Origin of the sequence: Bradyrhizobium prioriisuperbiae (assembly GCF_032397745.1) — a bacterium.
GTDB classification, from domain to species: Bacteria; Pseudomonadota; Alphaproteobacteria; order Rhizobiales; family Xanthobacteraceae; genus Bradyrhizobium_A; species Bradyrhizobium_A prioriisuperbiae.
In genome coordinates this window covers 7,421,800-7,437,135 of the sequence record NZ_CP135921.1, presented here as the reverse complement: position 1 = coordinate 7,437,135, position 15,336 = coordinate 7,421,800, and the positions used below count along the sequence as shown (strand labels likewise).

The following is a 15,336-nucleotide window of genomic DNA, read 5'->3' as shown; positions in this document are numbered from 1 at the left end:
GGACCGGGCGATCCAGTAACCGGGAGCGTTGATAATGGACGATTGCGATGAACTAAATCCGCAGTCGTGTAGCCCGGATGAGCGCAGCGACATCCGGGGATGGCGTATCGCATGAGATCCCGGATATCGCTGCGCTCATCCGGGCTACAAACCAATCGGGGTCACCGGGACAAGCCCGGTGACGACGGAGTGGGTGTTGATGCGCTTGCAGGACCCACCCCGATCCTCCATCATCGTCCGCCGATGTCCTGCTACGTCTACATCCTCGCAAGCCGGCCGGGCGGCGCGCTCTATGTCGGCGTCACCAACGATCTTGTCCGCCGCGTCTACGAGCACCGCGAAGGCGTGGTTGCCGGGCACACCCGCACCTACAGCATCAAGCACCTGGTTCACTTCGAAATCTTCGAATCCATCCGCGACGCCCTTCAGCGCGAGAAAAATATCAAGCACTGGCCGCGGGCGTACAAGACGCGCCTGATCGCGGAGAGCAACCCGACGTGGCGCGACCTGTATGACGAGATTACGAGCTAGCGCGCGGCGCAACTTTCCTTCTCCGTCATGGCCGGACTTGTTCCGGCCATCCCGATCAGGGACGCAATACATTTCCTTCGTCGTTGCCGGGCTTGTCCCGGCAACCCCGGCGAGGGGCGCAGTGCGTTTGCCGGCCTGATCAGGGACGCAGTGCCTCCCTAATCGAGGCCACCGGGACAAGCCCGGTGACGACGAAGTGGATGTCGAAGCGTTTCCTACAAAATGCCCGCCCCCAAAAAAAACGGGCGCCTCGATCGAGGCGCCCGGTCAGTGTTGTCAGTTCGTCGTCGACGTGAGCTTACAGCGCGCCGGCGCCGCCGGTGACGCCGTTGCATCCTCCAGCAGTCGAGCCGCCCGGGCCCGAGGGGGGTGCCCCGTTGATGCGGGTCGCGTTGACCGTGCCGAGGTACTTCGTCCGGATGACGGCCTTGATGGTGTCCTTCAGAGGCTGGAAGCCGCTGGCCTGGATGATTTGTGTGGCCAGGGCGTTGTTGGCGGCGTCCTGGAAGTACCAGGACAGGAAGGTCTTGAGGTTGGTCACGCGGGCGCTGTCCGCCGCGACGCTGTAGCAGCTATAGAGGTCGAGGAAGGCGGTGCCGCCGAGCGGATAGGCGCCCGCCACGTTGGTGAGCGGCAGCACCGACTTGCCGTCCACAGTCACGCCGCCCTGGATGGGGGTCCCCGACGGGAAGACGTAACCGTAGACGTTGTAGTCGTTCCAGGTCGAAGATGCATTCGGCGCCTGCAGCCGGCCGTCCTGCCAGGCGAGTTCGGCAGCGGCCGGCGTCGCTGCGATGAACGTCGGGCTTGTGGTCGCGGTCGTGATCGGAAGCTCGACCCCGGCGGCGCGCTGCTGTTCGTTCTGCACAGCCGCGGCAGACGGCGCCTGGGCAGCGATGGCGTAGGGCTTGACGAAGTCGGAACTGAGATAGCCGATGCGGCCACCCTGGGTGGAGGTGACGCCAACAGCGCTCTGGACGTTGCCGCTTCCGCTGACACCAACCCAGCTTCCCGTGATGCCCGCGTTGGCGATGTTGGCGATCAGGGCGCTGAAGTTGGTGCTCGGCAGGTTCGTGGCGCCGAAGATCGTGGCGTAGCTGGCATCGATCTGCGGGCAGACCGCCTTCAGATAGTTGGTCAGGATGAAGCTCGTGCCGCTGCCATCCGAACGATACACCACGGTGATCGGCAGGCTCGCGGTGGTATACTGCGCAGCCGTTCCGATGCCGTTGCCGACGTTGGTATAGTAGAACGGCCTGGTTGAGGCCGCGCCGGTCGAGTCAATGAACGGAATGTTGGCGGTGCTGTTCCAGTTGGTCACCTTGCCCGAGAAGATCGCGCAGAGCTGTGCCTCCGAGAGCTGGATGGCGGCACCCTGGTTGTTCTGGTCCCATGGTGGGCTGGTGGGGTTGATCGTCCCTTGGGCGATCGCCGAGTTGACGGTGAGCCCGGCCGTGTTGACCGGGATCGCGACGTTGACCGCGAAGGCCGGGATCTGGATCGGGGTGCCATAAGTGACCGTCGTGGTGTAGCTGACGACAGAGCTGCCGCTCGCAGTCACCGTAGCCGGAGGGGTCCAGGTGACCGTATTGAAGGTGATCGACGTCGTCGTCATGGCCGCGAGGGTTGCGGGCAGCGGCGAGTCAGACAGGCCGGCGTCCACGCGCGGATACGGATAGGCGCCGAAGGTCGTGTTGAGAGTGTCGGCAAACGGCGGCTGGACGGCGGGGAAGGGTGGCTGGACTGTCGTGGAGGCCGAGTTGGTCAGAGTAAACGTCTGCGAAGGCGTGATCGAGCCGCCGTACCACTGTTTCGGATCGTTGGCGATGTAGCCGCGCACGCCGTTGCCCGAGCCGACGCCGGCATACATGCCCTGCACGCCCAGCGTGATCACGGTGTTGGACGTCGAGTTCGTGCAGGTGGCCGGCAGGGGGGTGACGCCGAACTGGAAGCCATCGGTCCAGCCGGTCGCGCCGACGGTGGCGCCCATATAGCAGTCGAAAATCGCGCGGAAGGCTTCCGAGGCGAGCGTGCTGCCCCCGAAATAGATGCCTTTGGTGGCTGCGGCGTTCGCGGGCGTGGCCACCGCCGACGCGAGCATGGCCAGCACCGAGGCGGTGCCGAGCAGGTGTTTGGTCGAGGATTGCAGTTTCATTTCATTTATCCTGTGGGGTTGATCACCGGCGTGCGTCGTCATCCCGTCGTCACGAGAGCTAAAAGTAATGTTCAAGATGTCATGAAGTAATATTATGCATATCTTCACAATCGAGAGATGGATTTATGAAGATTGCAAGTCACTCACGCGTCGAAGTTCAAGTCTCCGTCGTCGATGATTGGCTAACATCCAATAGACAACACGAGCATCGGCGTCGCGCAGAGAAAATTTTGAACACGATCCGAAAAATATCTTGGCAATACGCTGAGAGTTGATCTATGGACTCCCGACCTGATGGTGTCTCTGACAACGCCACCTTCGCGGGAATTCGTCTCAAACGGGGCCTCCCACATGGAAGACAATTCGAGCGGGCGACTTGCGCTTCGCGTGGAGCATGGCGGCCATGCAATTCTGGCGCGGCCGGTGCCGCAGCCGCCGACGAATGGAAGCAGCGGACGTCCGTCATCCAATTTGCAGCGCGCGCAGGACCTGCACCAGCAGGGTGTCGCCCACGCGCGGCAGGATCGCTGGCGCCAGGCGCTGCGTGCGTTCAACGACGCGGTGCGGCTCGCGCCCGACCAGCCGAGCTTCAATTATTGCAAGGGCGTGGCGCTGTGCCGCTTCGACCGCTTCGACGATGCGCGCGACGCGTTCATGGCTGAACTGCGCGTGATCCCGACCCACGCGCCGGCGTTGGCCGAGATCGGCACCTGTCTCGCGCGCACCGGACGCACCCGCGACGGCATCCCCTATCTTCAGGAAGGGCTGCGGCTTTTACCCAATATGCCGCTCGCGCAATACAGCCTCGGCCTCGCACTGCTCACCGAGAACCGGCGCAACGAAGCGCTTGCGGCCCTCGACAAGGCGATCGCGCTCAATGGCGCCTATGTGGAAGCCTACCGCACCCGCGGCCTTGCCTATGTGATGGACGGCCAGTTCGACAAGGCGGTGGAGGACCTGCAGGCGGCCTCCACCATCGATAGCCAGAACTACAGGGCGATCCTCGAGCTCGGCATGAGCTTCGGCGCGGCCGAGCGCAACCATCAGGCGGCGCGGCTGTTCGAACTGGCCGCCGAGAGCGCCCCGAACGTCGCGCTGCCGCAATACATGTACGGCCACTTCCTGATCAGTCACCGCCAGTTCGAGCGCGGGCTCAGCTATGTCGACCGCGCGCTGGCCCTCGATCCGCTGCAGGCCGAGCATCATGTCGGCCGCGGTTTCGGATTCCTGGGGCAGGGTCGCGTCGAGGAAGCCGTCGCCGCCTATCGGCGTGCGGGCGAGCTCGATCCCGCCAACGCCGGGATCGCCGGAACCCTGCTGTTCGCGCTCCAGCACAAGCCCGGCGTCACCCGCGAGGAGCTGTTGCGCGAGCACAAGCGCTGGGCGACGCTCTATCGGCCGAGCGCGCCCTTTGACCGGCTCGCCTTCCCGAACACGCCGGATCCGGCGCGCAAGCCGCGGCTTGGCCTCGTGTCGGCGGACCTGCATCGTCACGCGGTGTCATTCCTCGTGCTGCGCGCGTTCGAAGCGCTCGCCGATCTCGGCTACGAGATTTGCTGCTACAAGACCGACAGCAAGCGGCAGGACGACGATTTCAGCGAGCGCTACAAGGCGATCGCGGTTGCCTGGCACGATGTGTCCGGGATGGACGATCGGGCGCTCGGGCGGCGGGTCCTCGAGGATAACGTCGATATCCTGTTCGATCTCTCCGGCCACACTGCCGGTAACCGCCTGTCCCTGTTCGCCACGCGCGCCGCGCCGATCCAGCTCGGCTGGGCCGGTTATGTCGGCACCGTCGGTCTCGACACCTATGACGGCCTGATCGCGGATCCGGTGGAAATTCCGCCGGAGCACGACGCGACCTATGTCGAGCGTCCCATCCGCCTGCCGGATTGCTACGTCTGCTATCACCCGCCGACCAATGCGCCGGAGGTTCCGCCGCTGCCGAGCGTGAACGGCGGCCGGTTCACCTTCGGCTGCTTCAACCGCCCGGCGAAGCTCAATACCGAAGTCGGCAAGGCCTGGGCGCGCATTCTCGCGGAGGTGCCGGACTCGCGCATCCTGATGGTCTATGGCGGCCTCGGCGAGGCGAGCACCCGCGACGCCATCCATCGGGTGCTCGGCGAGGGCGGGGTGCCGACCGAGCGCGTCGAGCTCGTGGGCGAGGGCGAGCAGATCAAGCTGCTGCAGGCCTATGGCGAGGTCGATCTCGCGCTCGATCCGTTCCCTTACTCCGCCGGTGTCACCACGCTGGAGGCGATGTGGATGGGCGTGCCCACTGTCACCTTCGTCGGCGACACCTTCGCCGGCCGCCACTCGGCGGCGCACCTGACGGCCGCCGGTTTCGGCAGCTTTTGCGCCCACAGCGTCGACGACTATGTGGCCATGGCTGTCGGCTGGACCCGTCGCCGCGACGAACTCGCCGAGCTGCGCCGCGGCCTGCGCGATCGCATCGCCGCCTCGCCCGTCTGCGACCCGCCGCGGTTTGCGGCAAACCTGTCGCGCGAACTGATGCGGCTGTGGGCCGAGTGGTGCGAGGCCAAGAACGCAAAGGATGCGGCCTGACTCAGCGGGTAGGGCGGATTAGCGCAGCGTAATCCGCCGCCATGCGTTGCGAACGAAATGGCGGATTACGCTGCGCTAATCCGCCCTACATTCTCATTGAAGGACTTCGCACATGTCGGAAGCAGCGATCAGCGAAGCGCAGGCGTTGCGTGCGGGCCTCGCCATGCTGAAACAGGCGCCGTCCGAGCGGCGCATGGAATTCATCCAGTCCGTGATGGGCCGCGCGGTCGGGCTTTACAACAGCGGCCAGTTCGACAGCGCCGACGTGTTGCTGGAGAGCATGGAACAGGAGCCGCTGGCGCGGCAGCGGGTGTTGCACCTCCGCGGCGTGATCGCGCTGCAGCGCGGTGAGGACGACCGGGCACTGGACCTGCTGGATGAGGCGATTCAGCTCGATCCCGCGCACGGCGAGGCTCACGCCAATATGGGCGTGCTCCTGCTCAAGACCTGCCAGCATCCGCAAGCGCTGGCCGCGTATGCGGCGGCTTTGACACTGCAGCCGGACAACGTGGCGGCGCTGTTCGGCCTGGCCCAGACGCTGACGAAGCTGGATCTGATCAGCTTCGCCCATGACGCGTTCCGCGATGTGCTGGCACGCGCGCCCGATTATGCCGAGCCCGTGGTCGACTTCGCCGCGCTGCTCAACGAGATGGGCCGGACGGACGAGGCGGTTGAGCTGGTGCAGGACGCGCTGGCGCGGCACCCTGAGCATGCGAATCTGAACACCATGCTGTTCGTCTGCCTGTTCCTCCGCGGCGACTGGCGCGCTGCGTGGCCGCATAACGAGTGGCGGTTTAAGCAGCCGGAGGTCAGCAAGCACCTGTTGCCGACCGACCGGCCGCGCTGGCAAGGCGAGGATCTCGCCGGCAAGACGATCCTGCTGCAATACGAGCAGGGATTCGGCGACATCCTCCAGTTCGTGCGCTATGCGCCGATGGTCAAGGCGCGGGGCGGCCGCGTGGTGCTGCGTGCACCACAGCCCTTGATGTCGTTGATGCGAACCGTGGCCGGTGTCGATGAGGTTTTCGACAACGAGGCGAAGGTGCCGGCGTTCGACGTGCAGGTGCCGCTGGTGTCGCTGCCGCTGATCTTCGACACGCAAAGCGATACGATTCCAGCAACGGTTCCCTACATCACGCCCGATCCGGATCGGGTCGCGCAGTGGCGCGCGCGGCTCAATGTTGATCTTGGCGCGCACTCCGGTGTTTCCGTGGGCCTGGTCTGGCAGGGCAATCCGGCGCACCCCTACGACTGGCGCCGCTCGCTGCAGCTCGATCGCCTGCGGCCGTTGCTGGATTGTCCGGGGGCGCGCTTTGTCAGCCTGCAGGTGGGCCCGGGAGCGCACCAGGTGCAGTCCTTCGCAGGCCTCGTCGTCGATCCTTCGGCGGGGATCGATACGACGTCATTTGCCGATGTGGCGGCAATCATCGCCAATCTCGATCTCGTGATCACGATCGACAGCGCGATCGCCCATCTCGCCGGCGCGATGGGAAAGCCGGTCTGGATCCTGCTCGCCGGCTTCAGTGATTGGCGCTGGCTCAGGGATCGCGAGGACACGCCCTGGTATCCGCAGGCGCGGTTGTTCCGGCAGACGGAGGCTGGCGACTGGGCCGGCGTGGTCGCGCGGGTGCGCGAGGCGCTGTGGTTCTTCGCGGGTGCCAGTGCTTCGTCGCCGATGAACAGGATCGTTGACCCGGTCACGGCCTCGGCGTTGCGGATGACGGCGGCGCCGCGCGCAAGCGACCCGGTTCTTTGCGATGCGCTGTTCGTCGAAGCCTGCCGGCAGCATCGTGCGGGTCACGTCGAACGCGCGAGGACGCTGTTCGAGCAGGTTCTTGCCTTCGACCCTGGGCATGTCAATACGCTGTGCAATCTCGGTGCGCTGGAACTCAGCATGGGTCGTGGCGCGCGCGCGCTCGCGATGCTGCAGGTCGCCGTGGCGGAGGCCCCTGATCTTGTACCGGCGCAAATCGTGCTGGCCGATGTGCTGCTCGATGCGAAAAAGATCGAACAGGCGCTTGCCCAGTATCAGAAGGCGATCGACCTCGCGCCGACCAGCGTGGCGGCGCAAATGGCCTACGCGGCGGCGTTGCGCAAGCTCAGCGGGACCGAGGCTGCGACCGGAATGGAACCGGATGCGGTCAGGCGCGCGATGCATCAGCATTACCGCAAGGCGCTGGAGCTTGTGCCCAATGACGACGGCGTGCATGCCCAGTATGCCCTGGCGCTGTGCGAACTCGGCGATATTGACCAGGCCATGATGCATTTCCTGGCGGCGACGAAAATCAACCAGCAGCAGTCGGCGGAGTTCTATGAGGCACTGGGGCGCGCCTGCGCCGCGCGCGGCAACGCGCAGGGTGCGGAAATCAGCCTGCAGCATGCGCTCATGCTCGATCCGCAGCGCGTGACGGCGCATTGCGCCCTTGGCGACTTCTATCTCGCACAGGAACGCCCAGGCGAGGCCGAGACGACTTTCCGGAGTGCACTCGCAGTCAATGCAACCCATGCGGCGGCGTTGCGCGGATACGAGCAGGCGCAGCTCGCGCGCACGCCCGCGGCCACCATGTCATGAGCCGCGCCGCGCTTTGCGGATGCGACAAAATGGGGCGCGAGCGGTATGCCGTGCCGACAACGAGATATGCACAGGGACGATCTGCGATCAGCCGCGCTGCTCGCGCATCCGGAGCGATTTGTGCGCGCAATATCAAGCAGGTGAGTTGGCGCACAGCGGCGCGTGGTGGGGCGCGAACACACGCGGCGATTTCATTGCGATGTCATCAACCGTGGCTAGAAATTGCGACGGCGAAAACAAGTTGGCTATGCGCCGCAGCCGGGGATGGGGCCCCTGCAATGAGCGACACCAATCGGACGGCGTTGCTCACGCTGCTCGTCGCAAGTTACGACGATCTCAAGCAACGTTTGACACGACGAGCGGGATCCGCGGATCTCGCGGACGAAGTGCTGCAGGATACGTTCCTGCGCCTGAGCAACGCCACCGTCACCGAACCGGTGCGCGACGTGCGCGCTTATCTGTTTCGGGTCGCGATGAGTGTGGCCAGCAACCGGCGCGTGGCGGAGCGCCGCCGTCTCACCGTGTCGGAAACCGATGCACTGTTCGACTTGCCCGACGAGAGCCCGGGCCCGGACAGGATAGCCGAGGCGCGCTCCGAGATCGATGCGCTCAAGCGGGTGATCCAGGAACTGCCGGATCGCCGCCGCGACATCCTGATGGCCGCCTTCGTGGACGAAGTTCCGCTGCGCAAGATCGCGGAACGTTTCGGCATCAGTGTGCGCACCGTCCAGGTCGAGATCAAGCAGGCGCTGGCGCATTGCGCGGTGCGTCTCGAGCGGGGCGTTCGTTTGCCGGGCGCCGCACATCGGCGCCAGGGTCCGTTCGATCTGCGCTCCCATGCACGCCGCGTTGTGGCGCCGGACAACAGCGCTTTCGTCCGCCGATGGCCGCTCGGCGGGGGCAGGTGATGCGTGATGACGTTGCCGGGGAAAAGATTCTCCTCCCACTCTGATTTCGTCGTCACCGGGCTGTGTGGGAAGCGCTCTGACTCTCATTTCGTCGTCACCGGGCTTGTCCCGGTGACCCCGAGTAGGAGGGCACTGCGTTTGATATTGGAGCCGCAAGGCACTGCGTCCCTGATCGGGGTGGCCGGAACAAGTCCGGCCACGACGGAGTATGTTGCAACGCGCTTCGACGCTGACAATGCATCATCCCGATTGCAGTCGCGTCGCATAGTCAACCAGCCACAGCGCCGGGCAGAGAAATGCGCCGAACGGCACGCGCGCGGTTCGCTCCACGGTTTCGCCGCGCCAGCGTGCCGCAAGCACGGCAATCAGCGCGGCGCCGGTTGCCAGCGTAAGACAGACCGGCACGGCGTCGAGTGGCAGCCAGGCGCCGATCGCGGCGGCGAGTTTGACATCGCCGAGGCCGATACCCTCGCGTCCGCGTATCCGCGCATGAATCCAGCGCACCAGCCAGAGCGCCGCGCCGACAACCAGCGCGCCGCCGGCTGCGGTCGTGAAGCCGAGCCAGGGATCGAACGGTTCCAGCGCGGCGGCCGCGGCAAGTCCGCACAACACGGCGCCGCCGGTGACTGTATTGGGAAGCAGAAAGTTGCGTGCATCGACATCGGCGCCGGCAATCATGAGCGCTCCGAGCACCGTCGACGCGATCGCATCCGGCCACGGAAGGGTCGTTGCGGACAACAAAGCCACTGCCACGGTGCCAACCAGCAGCACAGCGCCGTTCGGCCGCAAGGCGTCGCGCAGGGTGGTGGTGTCGGCTTTATTATCGATCGCTTCGTCGTCGATCAGCGCCATCATCTTGCTCCGTCGTTCCCTCCCCCCTTGTGGGGGAGGGCTAGGGAGGGGGGTAACAGCAGATCCGTCGCGCGATTGATCGGCTGCGTCACGCGACCTCTCATATCAGAATGCTGGGGCACCCCCCACCCCAACCCTCCCCCACAAGGGGGGAGGGAGCCGCGCGCAACATTGCCCCGGCATGGACAACTTCAGATCGCTCCACCCCATCACCCCGGCAAACTCCCATGAACATCATCGCCACTGTCAATGATGCGCGTGAGACACGCGCCCCGCTGCCGGCGGATTTCATCGGGTATCTCGCCGGCAAGGGGGCGTTGCGTGAGGGACAGAGCGCGGAGGCGGCGCGAAATGGCGACGGCGCTGGTCATCTCGACTGGAGCGCGGTCACCAAACTGACACCTTCGGGGCTGGCCGACGAACTGTCGCTGTTCTACCGCTGCGACCGGGTCAAGCGTGACGATCTCGTCGAAGGCCGTTTTGCCGGCGCCGAGATGTCGACCAGGTTCCTCCGGGAGGGACGGCTGTTTCCTTATGAGAATCCGCCCGGCAGCCTGAGGCTCGCGGTCGCGGCCCCGATCGAGGAGGAGACGCTGCGGGCGATCGAGCTTGCGCTGCGCCAGACCGTTACGTTGGCGGTGGCGACGGTGGAAGATCTCGAAGCCGCGCTGTCGCTGAAACTCGAGGCCGACCAGCCGAAGGATGCGCCGCAGGCGGCGACGGGCGCCGGCGAGGACGATCTCGACAATCTGCGCGACCTCGCACGCGGCGCGCCGGTGGTGCGCGCGCTCGACGACCTGCTGCGGCTGGCGGTGGAACAACGGGCGACGGACCTGCATATCGAGCCTTATGGCGGCGCCCTTCAGGTGCGGCTGCGGATCGACGGCATGCTGAAAAACGTGCCGGCGCCGCCGATGAGCATGGCCAAGGGCATCCTGTCGCGCCTCAAGATCATGGCCAGCCTGAACATCACCGAGCGGCGGCTGGCCCAGGACGGACGCGCGCGCATCGTGGTTTCCGGCGCCGAGATCGACCTGCGTGTCGCCACCATGCCGACCATGCATGGCGAATGCGCCGTCATCCGTCTGTTGCGCAAGGGCGCGGGACTGGTCGCGCTGGATCAGATCGGCCTCGGCGCGCGCGACGAAGCCATTTTGCGCCGGGCGCTGCAGGCGCCGTTCGGGATGATCATCGTCACAGGTCCCACCGGATCGGGCAAGACCACGACGCTGGCGGCGTCGCTTGCCGCCATCAACGAGCCGACCCGCAAGATCCTGACCATCGAGGACCCGGTCGAGTATCAAATCCCCGGCATCAACCAGACCCAGGTCCATGCGGGCATCGGGCTGACCTTCGCGTCCGCTTTGCGTTCGTTCCTGCGGCTTGACCCCGACGTCATCATGGTCGGCGAGATGCGCGATTCCGAGACGTCGCGCATCGGTGTCCAGGCGGCGCTGACCGGACATTTGGTGCTTACCACACTGCATACCAACACCGCGGCCGGCGCCATCACGCGCCTGATCGACATGGGAATCGAAAGTTTCCTGCTGGCCTCGTCGGCGCGGGTGATCGTGGCGCAGCGTCTGGTGCGAATCCTCTGCGATCACTGCAAGCAGACCCACCGCCTGACCGCATCCGATCTCGCCGCCGACGAGCGGTATGCGGCGCTCGGTTTCGAGGCGGGCGAGGTGGTCTGCCGGCCCAAGGGCTGCGAGTGGTGCAACTTCACCGGATTCCGCGGCCGCAAGGGCGTGTTCGAGATCATGGAAATCGGCCAGGCCGTGCGCCGTGGCATCGGCCCGAAGACCGATGCCGCCGATCTCGAGACAATCGCGCGGGGTGAAGGCATGACCACCATGACCCAGGACGGCGTGGTCAAGATCCGCGCCGGCCAGACCACCATCGATGAGATCTTCCGCCTGACCATGAGCCTGTAGGGCCACGATGCCGCACTATCGCTACCGCGCATTGACCAAGTCCGGCGAGATCATTCTCGGCGACGTCGAGGCGCCGTCGCGCGAGGAGGTGCTGCGGCGCATCGAGTATCTGGGACACCTGCCGATCGAGGCTGATATCGCCGGCGGCAAGGCGGCGCGCGCCGGCCTGTCGGGCCGCGGATTGCCGAAGTCGCGGGAGCTCACCACCTTCCTGCGCCTGCTGGCGTTGCTGCTGCGATCCGGGCTGACGGTCGAGGCCGGGCTGCAGACCCTGGAGGACGACAGCAACAAGGCGGTGGCGCGGTTTGCCGGCGAGCTGCGCTCGGCGGTCTCCGGCGGTGACGGCTTTGCCGAGGCGCTGGAGCGCCATGCCTCGATCGTGGAGCCGATCTATATCGCGATGGTGCGGGCCGGCGAGGCCTCGGGAAAGCTGGAAGTGGTGCTGAAGGCGATTGTCGAGGACCGCACCCAGCGCGACGACCTCTCGCAAAAGATCAGCTCGTCGATCCAGTATCCGATGTTCCTGGTCGGGTCGGCGGTCATTATCCTGTTCTTTTTCCTGCTCTATGTGGTGCCGCAGTTCGAGTCCGTGTTCTCGGATCTGAAGGGGCGGCTCAATTCCGGAGCGGCCTTTGCGCTGGTGGCCTCGAGCTGGCTGCGCGATAATCTCACGGTGTTCCTGGTGAGCTGCGCCACCATTGTTGTGGGTGGCTGGATGATCCTGCGGCAGCCGGCCGCGCGTGCCCGGCTTGTGGGGATGCTGGCGAGGGTTCCCGGAATTTCCGGACCGATGAACGACCGCCGCACCGCGCGTTTCATCGGCGTGCTGGGCCTCCTGGTCGAGAACGGCGTGGCGCTGCCGGCGGCGCTGAAAATCCTGCGCGATATCATCACGGAACCACGCTACGCGGCGGCGATCGAGCAGGTGCATGAGCAGGTGCGCAACGGCCGCCGCTTTATCGAGGCGTTGGCGGACAGCGACCTGGTGCCGCCGCTGGCGGTGCGCATGCTCCGTGTCGGCGACGAGACCGGCGATCTGTCAGCGATCGCGCGGCATGCGGCGCAGTTCTATGAACAACGCTTGGCCATCGGCCTCGACCGCCTGATGGGCGCCATTGGGCCGGCGACCATCGTTCTGGTCAGTGTCGGGATCGGAGGGCTGGTGGTGTCGATCATGAGCGCGCTTCTGAGCATCACCGAGCTGGCGATGTAGGGGACCGATGTCGCATTCCCTGGCCGACCATGCGCGCGCGGGCTTCACTCTGATCGAAGTGATGGCAGTGATGCTCATCATTGCAATCATTGCTGCGCTGGTGGTGACCATGGTTCCCGGCACCGGCCGGGCGCAATTGAAGGTGCTGACACTGGATACCGCGGCGCTGCTGCGGCGCGAGCGCCTGGGCGCGATTTTGACCGGGCAGAGCCGGCGGATCTCGCTCGACGGCCGGGCGCGAAAACTGGTTGGGGAAAGCGGGGTTGTCGTGATTCCGCGCGACGTGGTGGTCGATGTCGTCGGCGTGGACGAAGTATGGTCGGGACGCCAGGCGGTGGTTCGATTCGAGCCCGATGGCGCTTCGACCGGCGCGAAACTCAGCTATGCGTGGGAAGGAGCGCGTTATGAGGTCAATGTCGACTGGTACAGCGGTGGGGTCGCGACCGACCTGCCGTAACAGTGGCGAGGGCCGGGCAGGCTTCACGTTGATCGAGACGCTGGTGGCGCTGGCGCTGCTGTTGGCATTTCTGTCGGTGCTGGGGCCGCATCTGTTCCACGCGCGCCGTATCGCCGACCATGTCGACGGCCGGGTCGCCGCGCAAGTGCTGCTGCGCGCCATCCTGGATGCGCCGGTGGATCGTACGGCCTTGGCCAAGGGCCCGCGCGACGGCGAGACCGGCGGCCTGCGCTGGTCGGTCGCCGCGGAACCAATGTTTATCGACGCCATGGTCCCGATGGAGCGAGGTCTGGTGCAGACTGCGGCGGCTAAGGCGACGGAGCCGCGTCCAAACTGGACCGCCTTCCGCCTGATCGCAAAGGTCTCGTGGGGCCCCGGCCAGATGGTCAGCGCCGAAACCATGCGGCTGGGGCTCGACGAATGACCCGATCGCAACCGTGGGGAACCGCCGGCTTCACCCTGATCGAAGTGCTCGCCGCGCTTGCGATCGCATCAGTCGTGATCGTCGCCACCGCGGCGTTGATCCACAACGTCGCGCTGAATTTCGACCGCGGCACCGGCACCGTCGGCCGGGCGGATCGCCTGCTGCTCGCCGTGCAGCGTCTCGCGGCGGATTTCGGTTCGGCCCGCCTGGTGCCGTCCGGCGGGCAAGGCCATGCGACGGGCGCCTTTGCCGGCAGCCCCACCCAAATCAAATTCGTCGCCGCCGGCGGCGTCGCGGCCGGGCCGCAAGGCGAAGAGGTGATCAGCCTCACTGTCGAAGAGAGTGACGGCACCAGCCGGCTGGTCCGGCGCCGCGCGGCATGGCGAGGTCCGCGGACATTGCTCGACAGCGTGATGTTACGCGATCCCGTCAATTTGATCGACGGCCGGATCGACATCGCCTTTGCTTTCGCGCGCATCGCGGCCGACGGCACGACGACCTGGAGCGAAGCCTGGAGCGGACAGCCCTTGCTGCCGCGTATGGTGCGGCTGACGGTCCGCGACCGCGCCAGCGGCGCGGACCTCATTCCCGGCGCACAGTTCGTGCTGCGCGCCGACGCGCCAATCGGCTGCGCACAGTCGGGGGCCAAAGCCACATGCCTGGCCGGCGACAAGCCGCAGAACGAGCCGGCCAAGGAACCTGCCAAGGACTCGCCGGACAGGGGGCGGGGATGAGCAGCTACGACTCCCGGCGCGGCATGATACTGTTCACGGTGCTGTGGGCGATCGCCTTCTGCTCGGCGCTCGCCATGTCGACGTCGACCACGTTCCGCGGCCTTACCGGCATCGTGACGATCGATCGCGACCGCGTGCAGGCCGACGCGCTGCTGAGCGCGGGGCTTGAGGCTGCGGCCGGCATCGCGGGAGCCGTGCAGGATGCGCCGCTGACCGAGCGGGGTACCACGCTGTCATTGTCGACGGGGTCGGTGCGCGTCAATGTGAGCGATGAGGGCGGCCGCATCGACATCGGCAAGGCGCCGGTCGCGCTGCTGGCATCACTGCTGCGTTATGTCGGTGCCGACGATGACGACGCCGATATCGTTTTACGGAGAATTCTCGATCTGCGTGGCACGGCCCAACAGGCCCAAACAGGTGATGGGCCGAAAAATGACTTGGCGAAAAACGGCTTGGCGCAACGGCAGGCGGACGGCAAGCCAGATACGCCCGCGGCGGCTCCTTCTCCCGCGGTGTTCACCGATGTGCGGCAGCTTGCCGGCATTCCGGGAATGAAAGCGGAATGGCTGGCCGCAATAGCGCCGCTGATCACGGTGTTCGGGAGCGATGGCGTGAACCCGCTCACAGCGCCCGTCGCCGTCATTCGAGCGCTGCCGTTTGTCGACGAGGCGCGGCTGGAGGCCTTCCTCAGCATGCGGCGTCAGCCTTTAGTGGATCCCGAGCGCCTCGCTTTTCTGCTCGGTCCGGCACAAAAATATCTGAAGGCCCAACCCACGCAGGTCATCGCGGTGGATCTGGTCGCCAGCACGACTGATGGCTATACAGCCGCAGCCAAGGCCTTCATCGTGTTGCTCTCCGACGACAAGCAACCCTATCGGGTCCTTGCCTGGAATCCGGTGTTGCGGTTCGTCCGGGATGAGTTTACCGCGCAGTTAGGAGCTCGCTGATGCGTATTGATGCGATCGTCATGCGCTGGATCGATAGTTTG

Annotated in this window: 12 protein-coding genes; 10 read left to right on the top strand and 2 right to left on the bottom strand. The window is 65.7% G+C overall.

The features are described from left to right. Positions 1 to 243: 243 nt before the first annotated feature. The gene (locus RS897_RS34790) at positions 244 to 531 is read left to right on the top strand and encodes a GIY-YIG nuclease family protein (RefSeq protein WP_315838840.1); all 288 of its coding nucleotides are present in this window, start codon (positions 244 to 246) and stop codon (positions 529 to 531) included. Between the two features lie 298 nt (positions 532 to 829). Here RS897_RS34790 and RS897_RS34785 read toward each other — a convergent pair whose 3' ends face one another. Next, positions 830 to 2,686, bottom strand: coding sequence for a substrate-binding domain-containing protein (locus tag RS897_RS34785; RefSeq protein ID WP_315833193.1), 1,857 nt, complete (start codon positions 2,684 to 2,686; stop codon positions 830 to 832). 351 nt (positions 2,687 to 3,037) lie between these two features. Between RS897_RS34785 and RS897_RS34780 the strand changes: the two genes are divergently transcribed. The 3 genes from RS897_RS34780 (at position 3,038) to RS897_RS34770 (ending at position 8,731) form a co-directional block, all read left to right on the top strand. Beyond that, positions 3,038 to 5,251, top strand: coding sequence for a tetratricopeptide repeat protein (locus tag RS897_RS34780; RefSeq protein WP_315833192.1), 2,214 nt, complete (start codon positions 3,038 to 3,040; stop codon positions 5,249 to 5,251). Positions 5,252 to 5,363: 112 nt separating this feature from the next. After that, the gene (locus RS897_RS34775) at positions 5,364 to 7,823 is read left to right on the top strand and encodes a tetratricopeptide repeat protein (RefSeq protein WP_315833191.1); all 2,460 of its coding nucleotides are present in this window, start codon (positions 5,364 to 5,366) and stop codon (positions 7,821 to 7,823) included. Between the two features lie 278 nt (positions 7,824 to 8,101). After that, entirely contained in the window at positions 8,102 to 8,731 is a 630-nt protein-coding gene (locus RS897_RS34770) for an RNA polymerase sigma factor (RefSeq protein ID WP_315833190.1), read from the top strand. Positions 8,732 to 8,971: 240 nt separating this feature from the next. On the opposite strand, the gene RS897_RS34765 is transcribed toward RS897_RS34770, so the two are convergent. Then, positions 8,972 to 9,583, bottom strand: a complete 612-nt coding sequence (locus RS897_RS34765; protein ID WP_315833189.1) for a prepilin peptidase — start codon at positions 9,581 to 9,583, stop codon at positions 8,972 to 8,974. A gap of 227 nt (positions 9,584 to 9,810) precedes the next feature. Here RS897_RS34765 and RS897_RS34760 point away from each other — a divergent pair, with 227 nt between their 5' ends. Genes RS897_RS34760 through RS897_RS34735 form a run of 6 tightly spaced genes read left to right on the top strand, consistent with a single transcriptional unit; the run spans position 9,811 to position 15,295 of the window. Continuing rightward, on the top strand, positions 9,811 to 11,520 hold the full coding sequence (locus RS897_RS34760) for a GspE/PulE family protein (RefSeq protein WP_315833188.1): 1,710 nt from the start codon (positions 9,811 to 9,813) through the stop codon (positions 11,518 to 11,520). A 7-nt stretch (positions 11,521 to 11,527) separates the two neighbouring features. Then, complete coding sequence (locus RS897_RS34755) at positions 11,528 to 12,733, top strand: type II secretion system F family protein (RefSeq protein ID WP_315833187.1); 1,206 nt, start codon at positions 11,528 to 11,530, stop codon at positions 12,731 to 12,733. Between the two features lie 7 nt (positions 12,734 to 12,740). Next, positions 12,741 to 13,190: a prepilin-type N-terminal cleavage/methylation domain-containing protein gene (locus tag RS897_RS34750; RefSeq protein WP_315833186.1), complete on the top strand. Its 450-nt coding sequence runs from the start codon at positions 12,741 to 12,743 to the stop codon at positions 13,188 to 13,190. Next, positions 13,147 to 13,614: a prepilin-type N-terminal cleavage/methylation domain-containing protein gene (locus tag RS897_RS34745; RefSeq protein ID WP_315833185.1), complete on the top strand. Its 468-nt coding sequence runs from the start codon at positions 13,147 to 13,149 to the stop codon at positions 13,612 to 13,614. Before RS897_RS34750 ends, RS897_RS34745 begins: the two co-directional genes overlap by 44 nt. Further along, complete coding sequence (locus RS897_RS34740; RefSeq protein ID WP_315833184.1) at positions 13,611 to 14,348, top strand: PulJ/GspJ family protein; 738 nt, start codon at positions 13,611 to 13,613, stop codon at positions 14,346 to 14,348. The genes RS897_RS34745 and RS897_RS34740 overlap by 4 nt, the downstream gene beginning before the upstream one ends. Next, entirely contained in the window at positions 14,345 to 15,295 is a 951-nt protein-coding gene (locus tag RS897_RS34735; RefSeq protein WP_315833183.1) for a type II secretion system minor pseudopilin, read from the top strand. Before RS897_RS34740 ends, RS897_RS34735 begins: the two co-directional genes overlap by 4 nt. Positions 15,296 to 15,336: the final 41 nt, after the last annotated feature.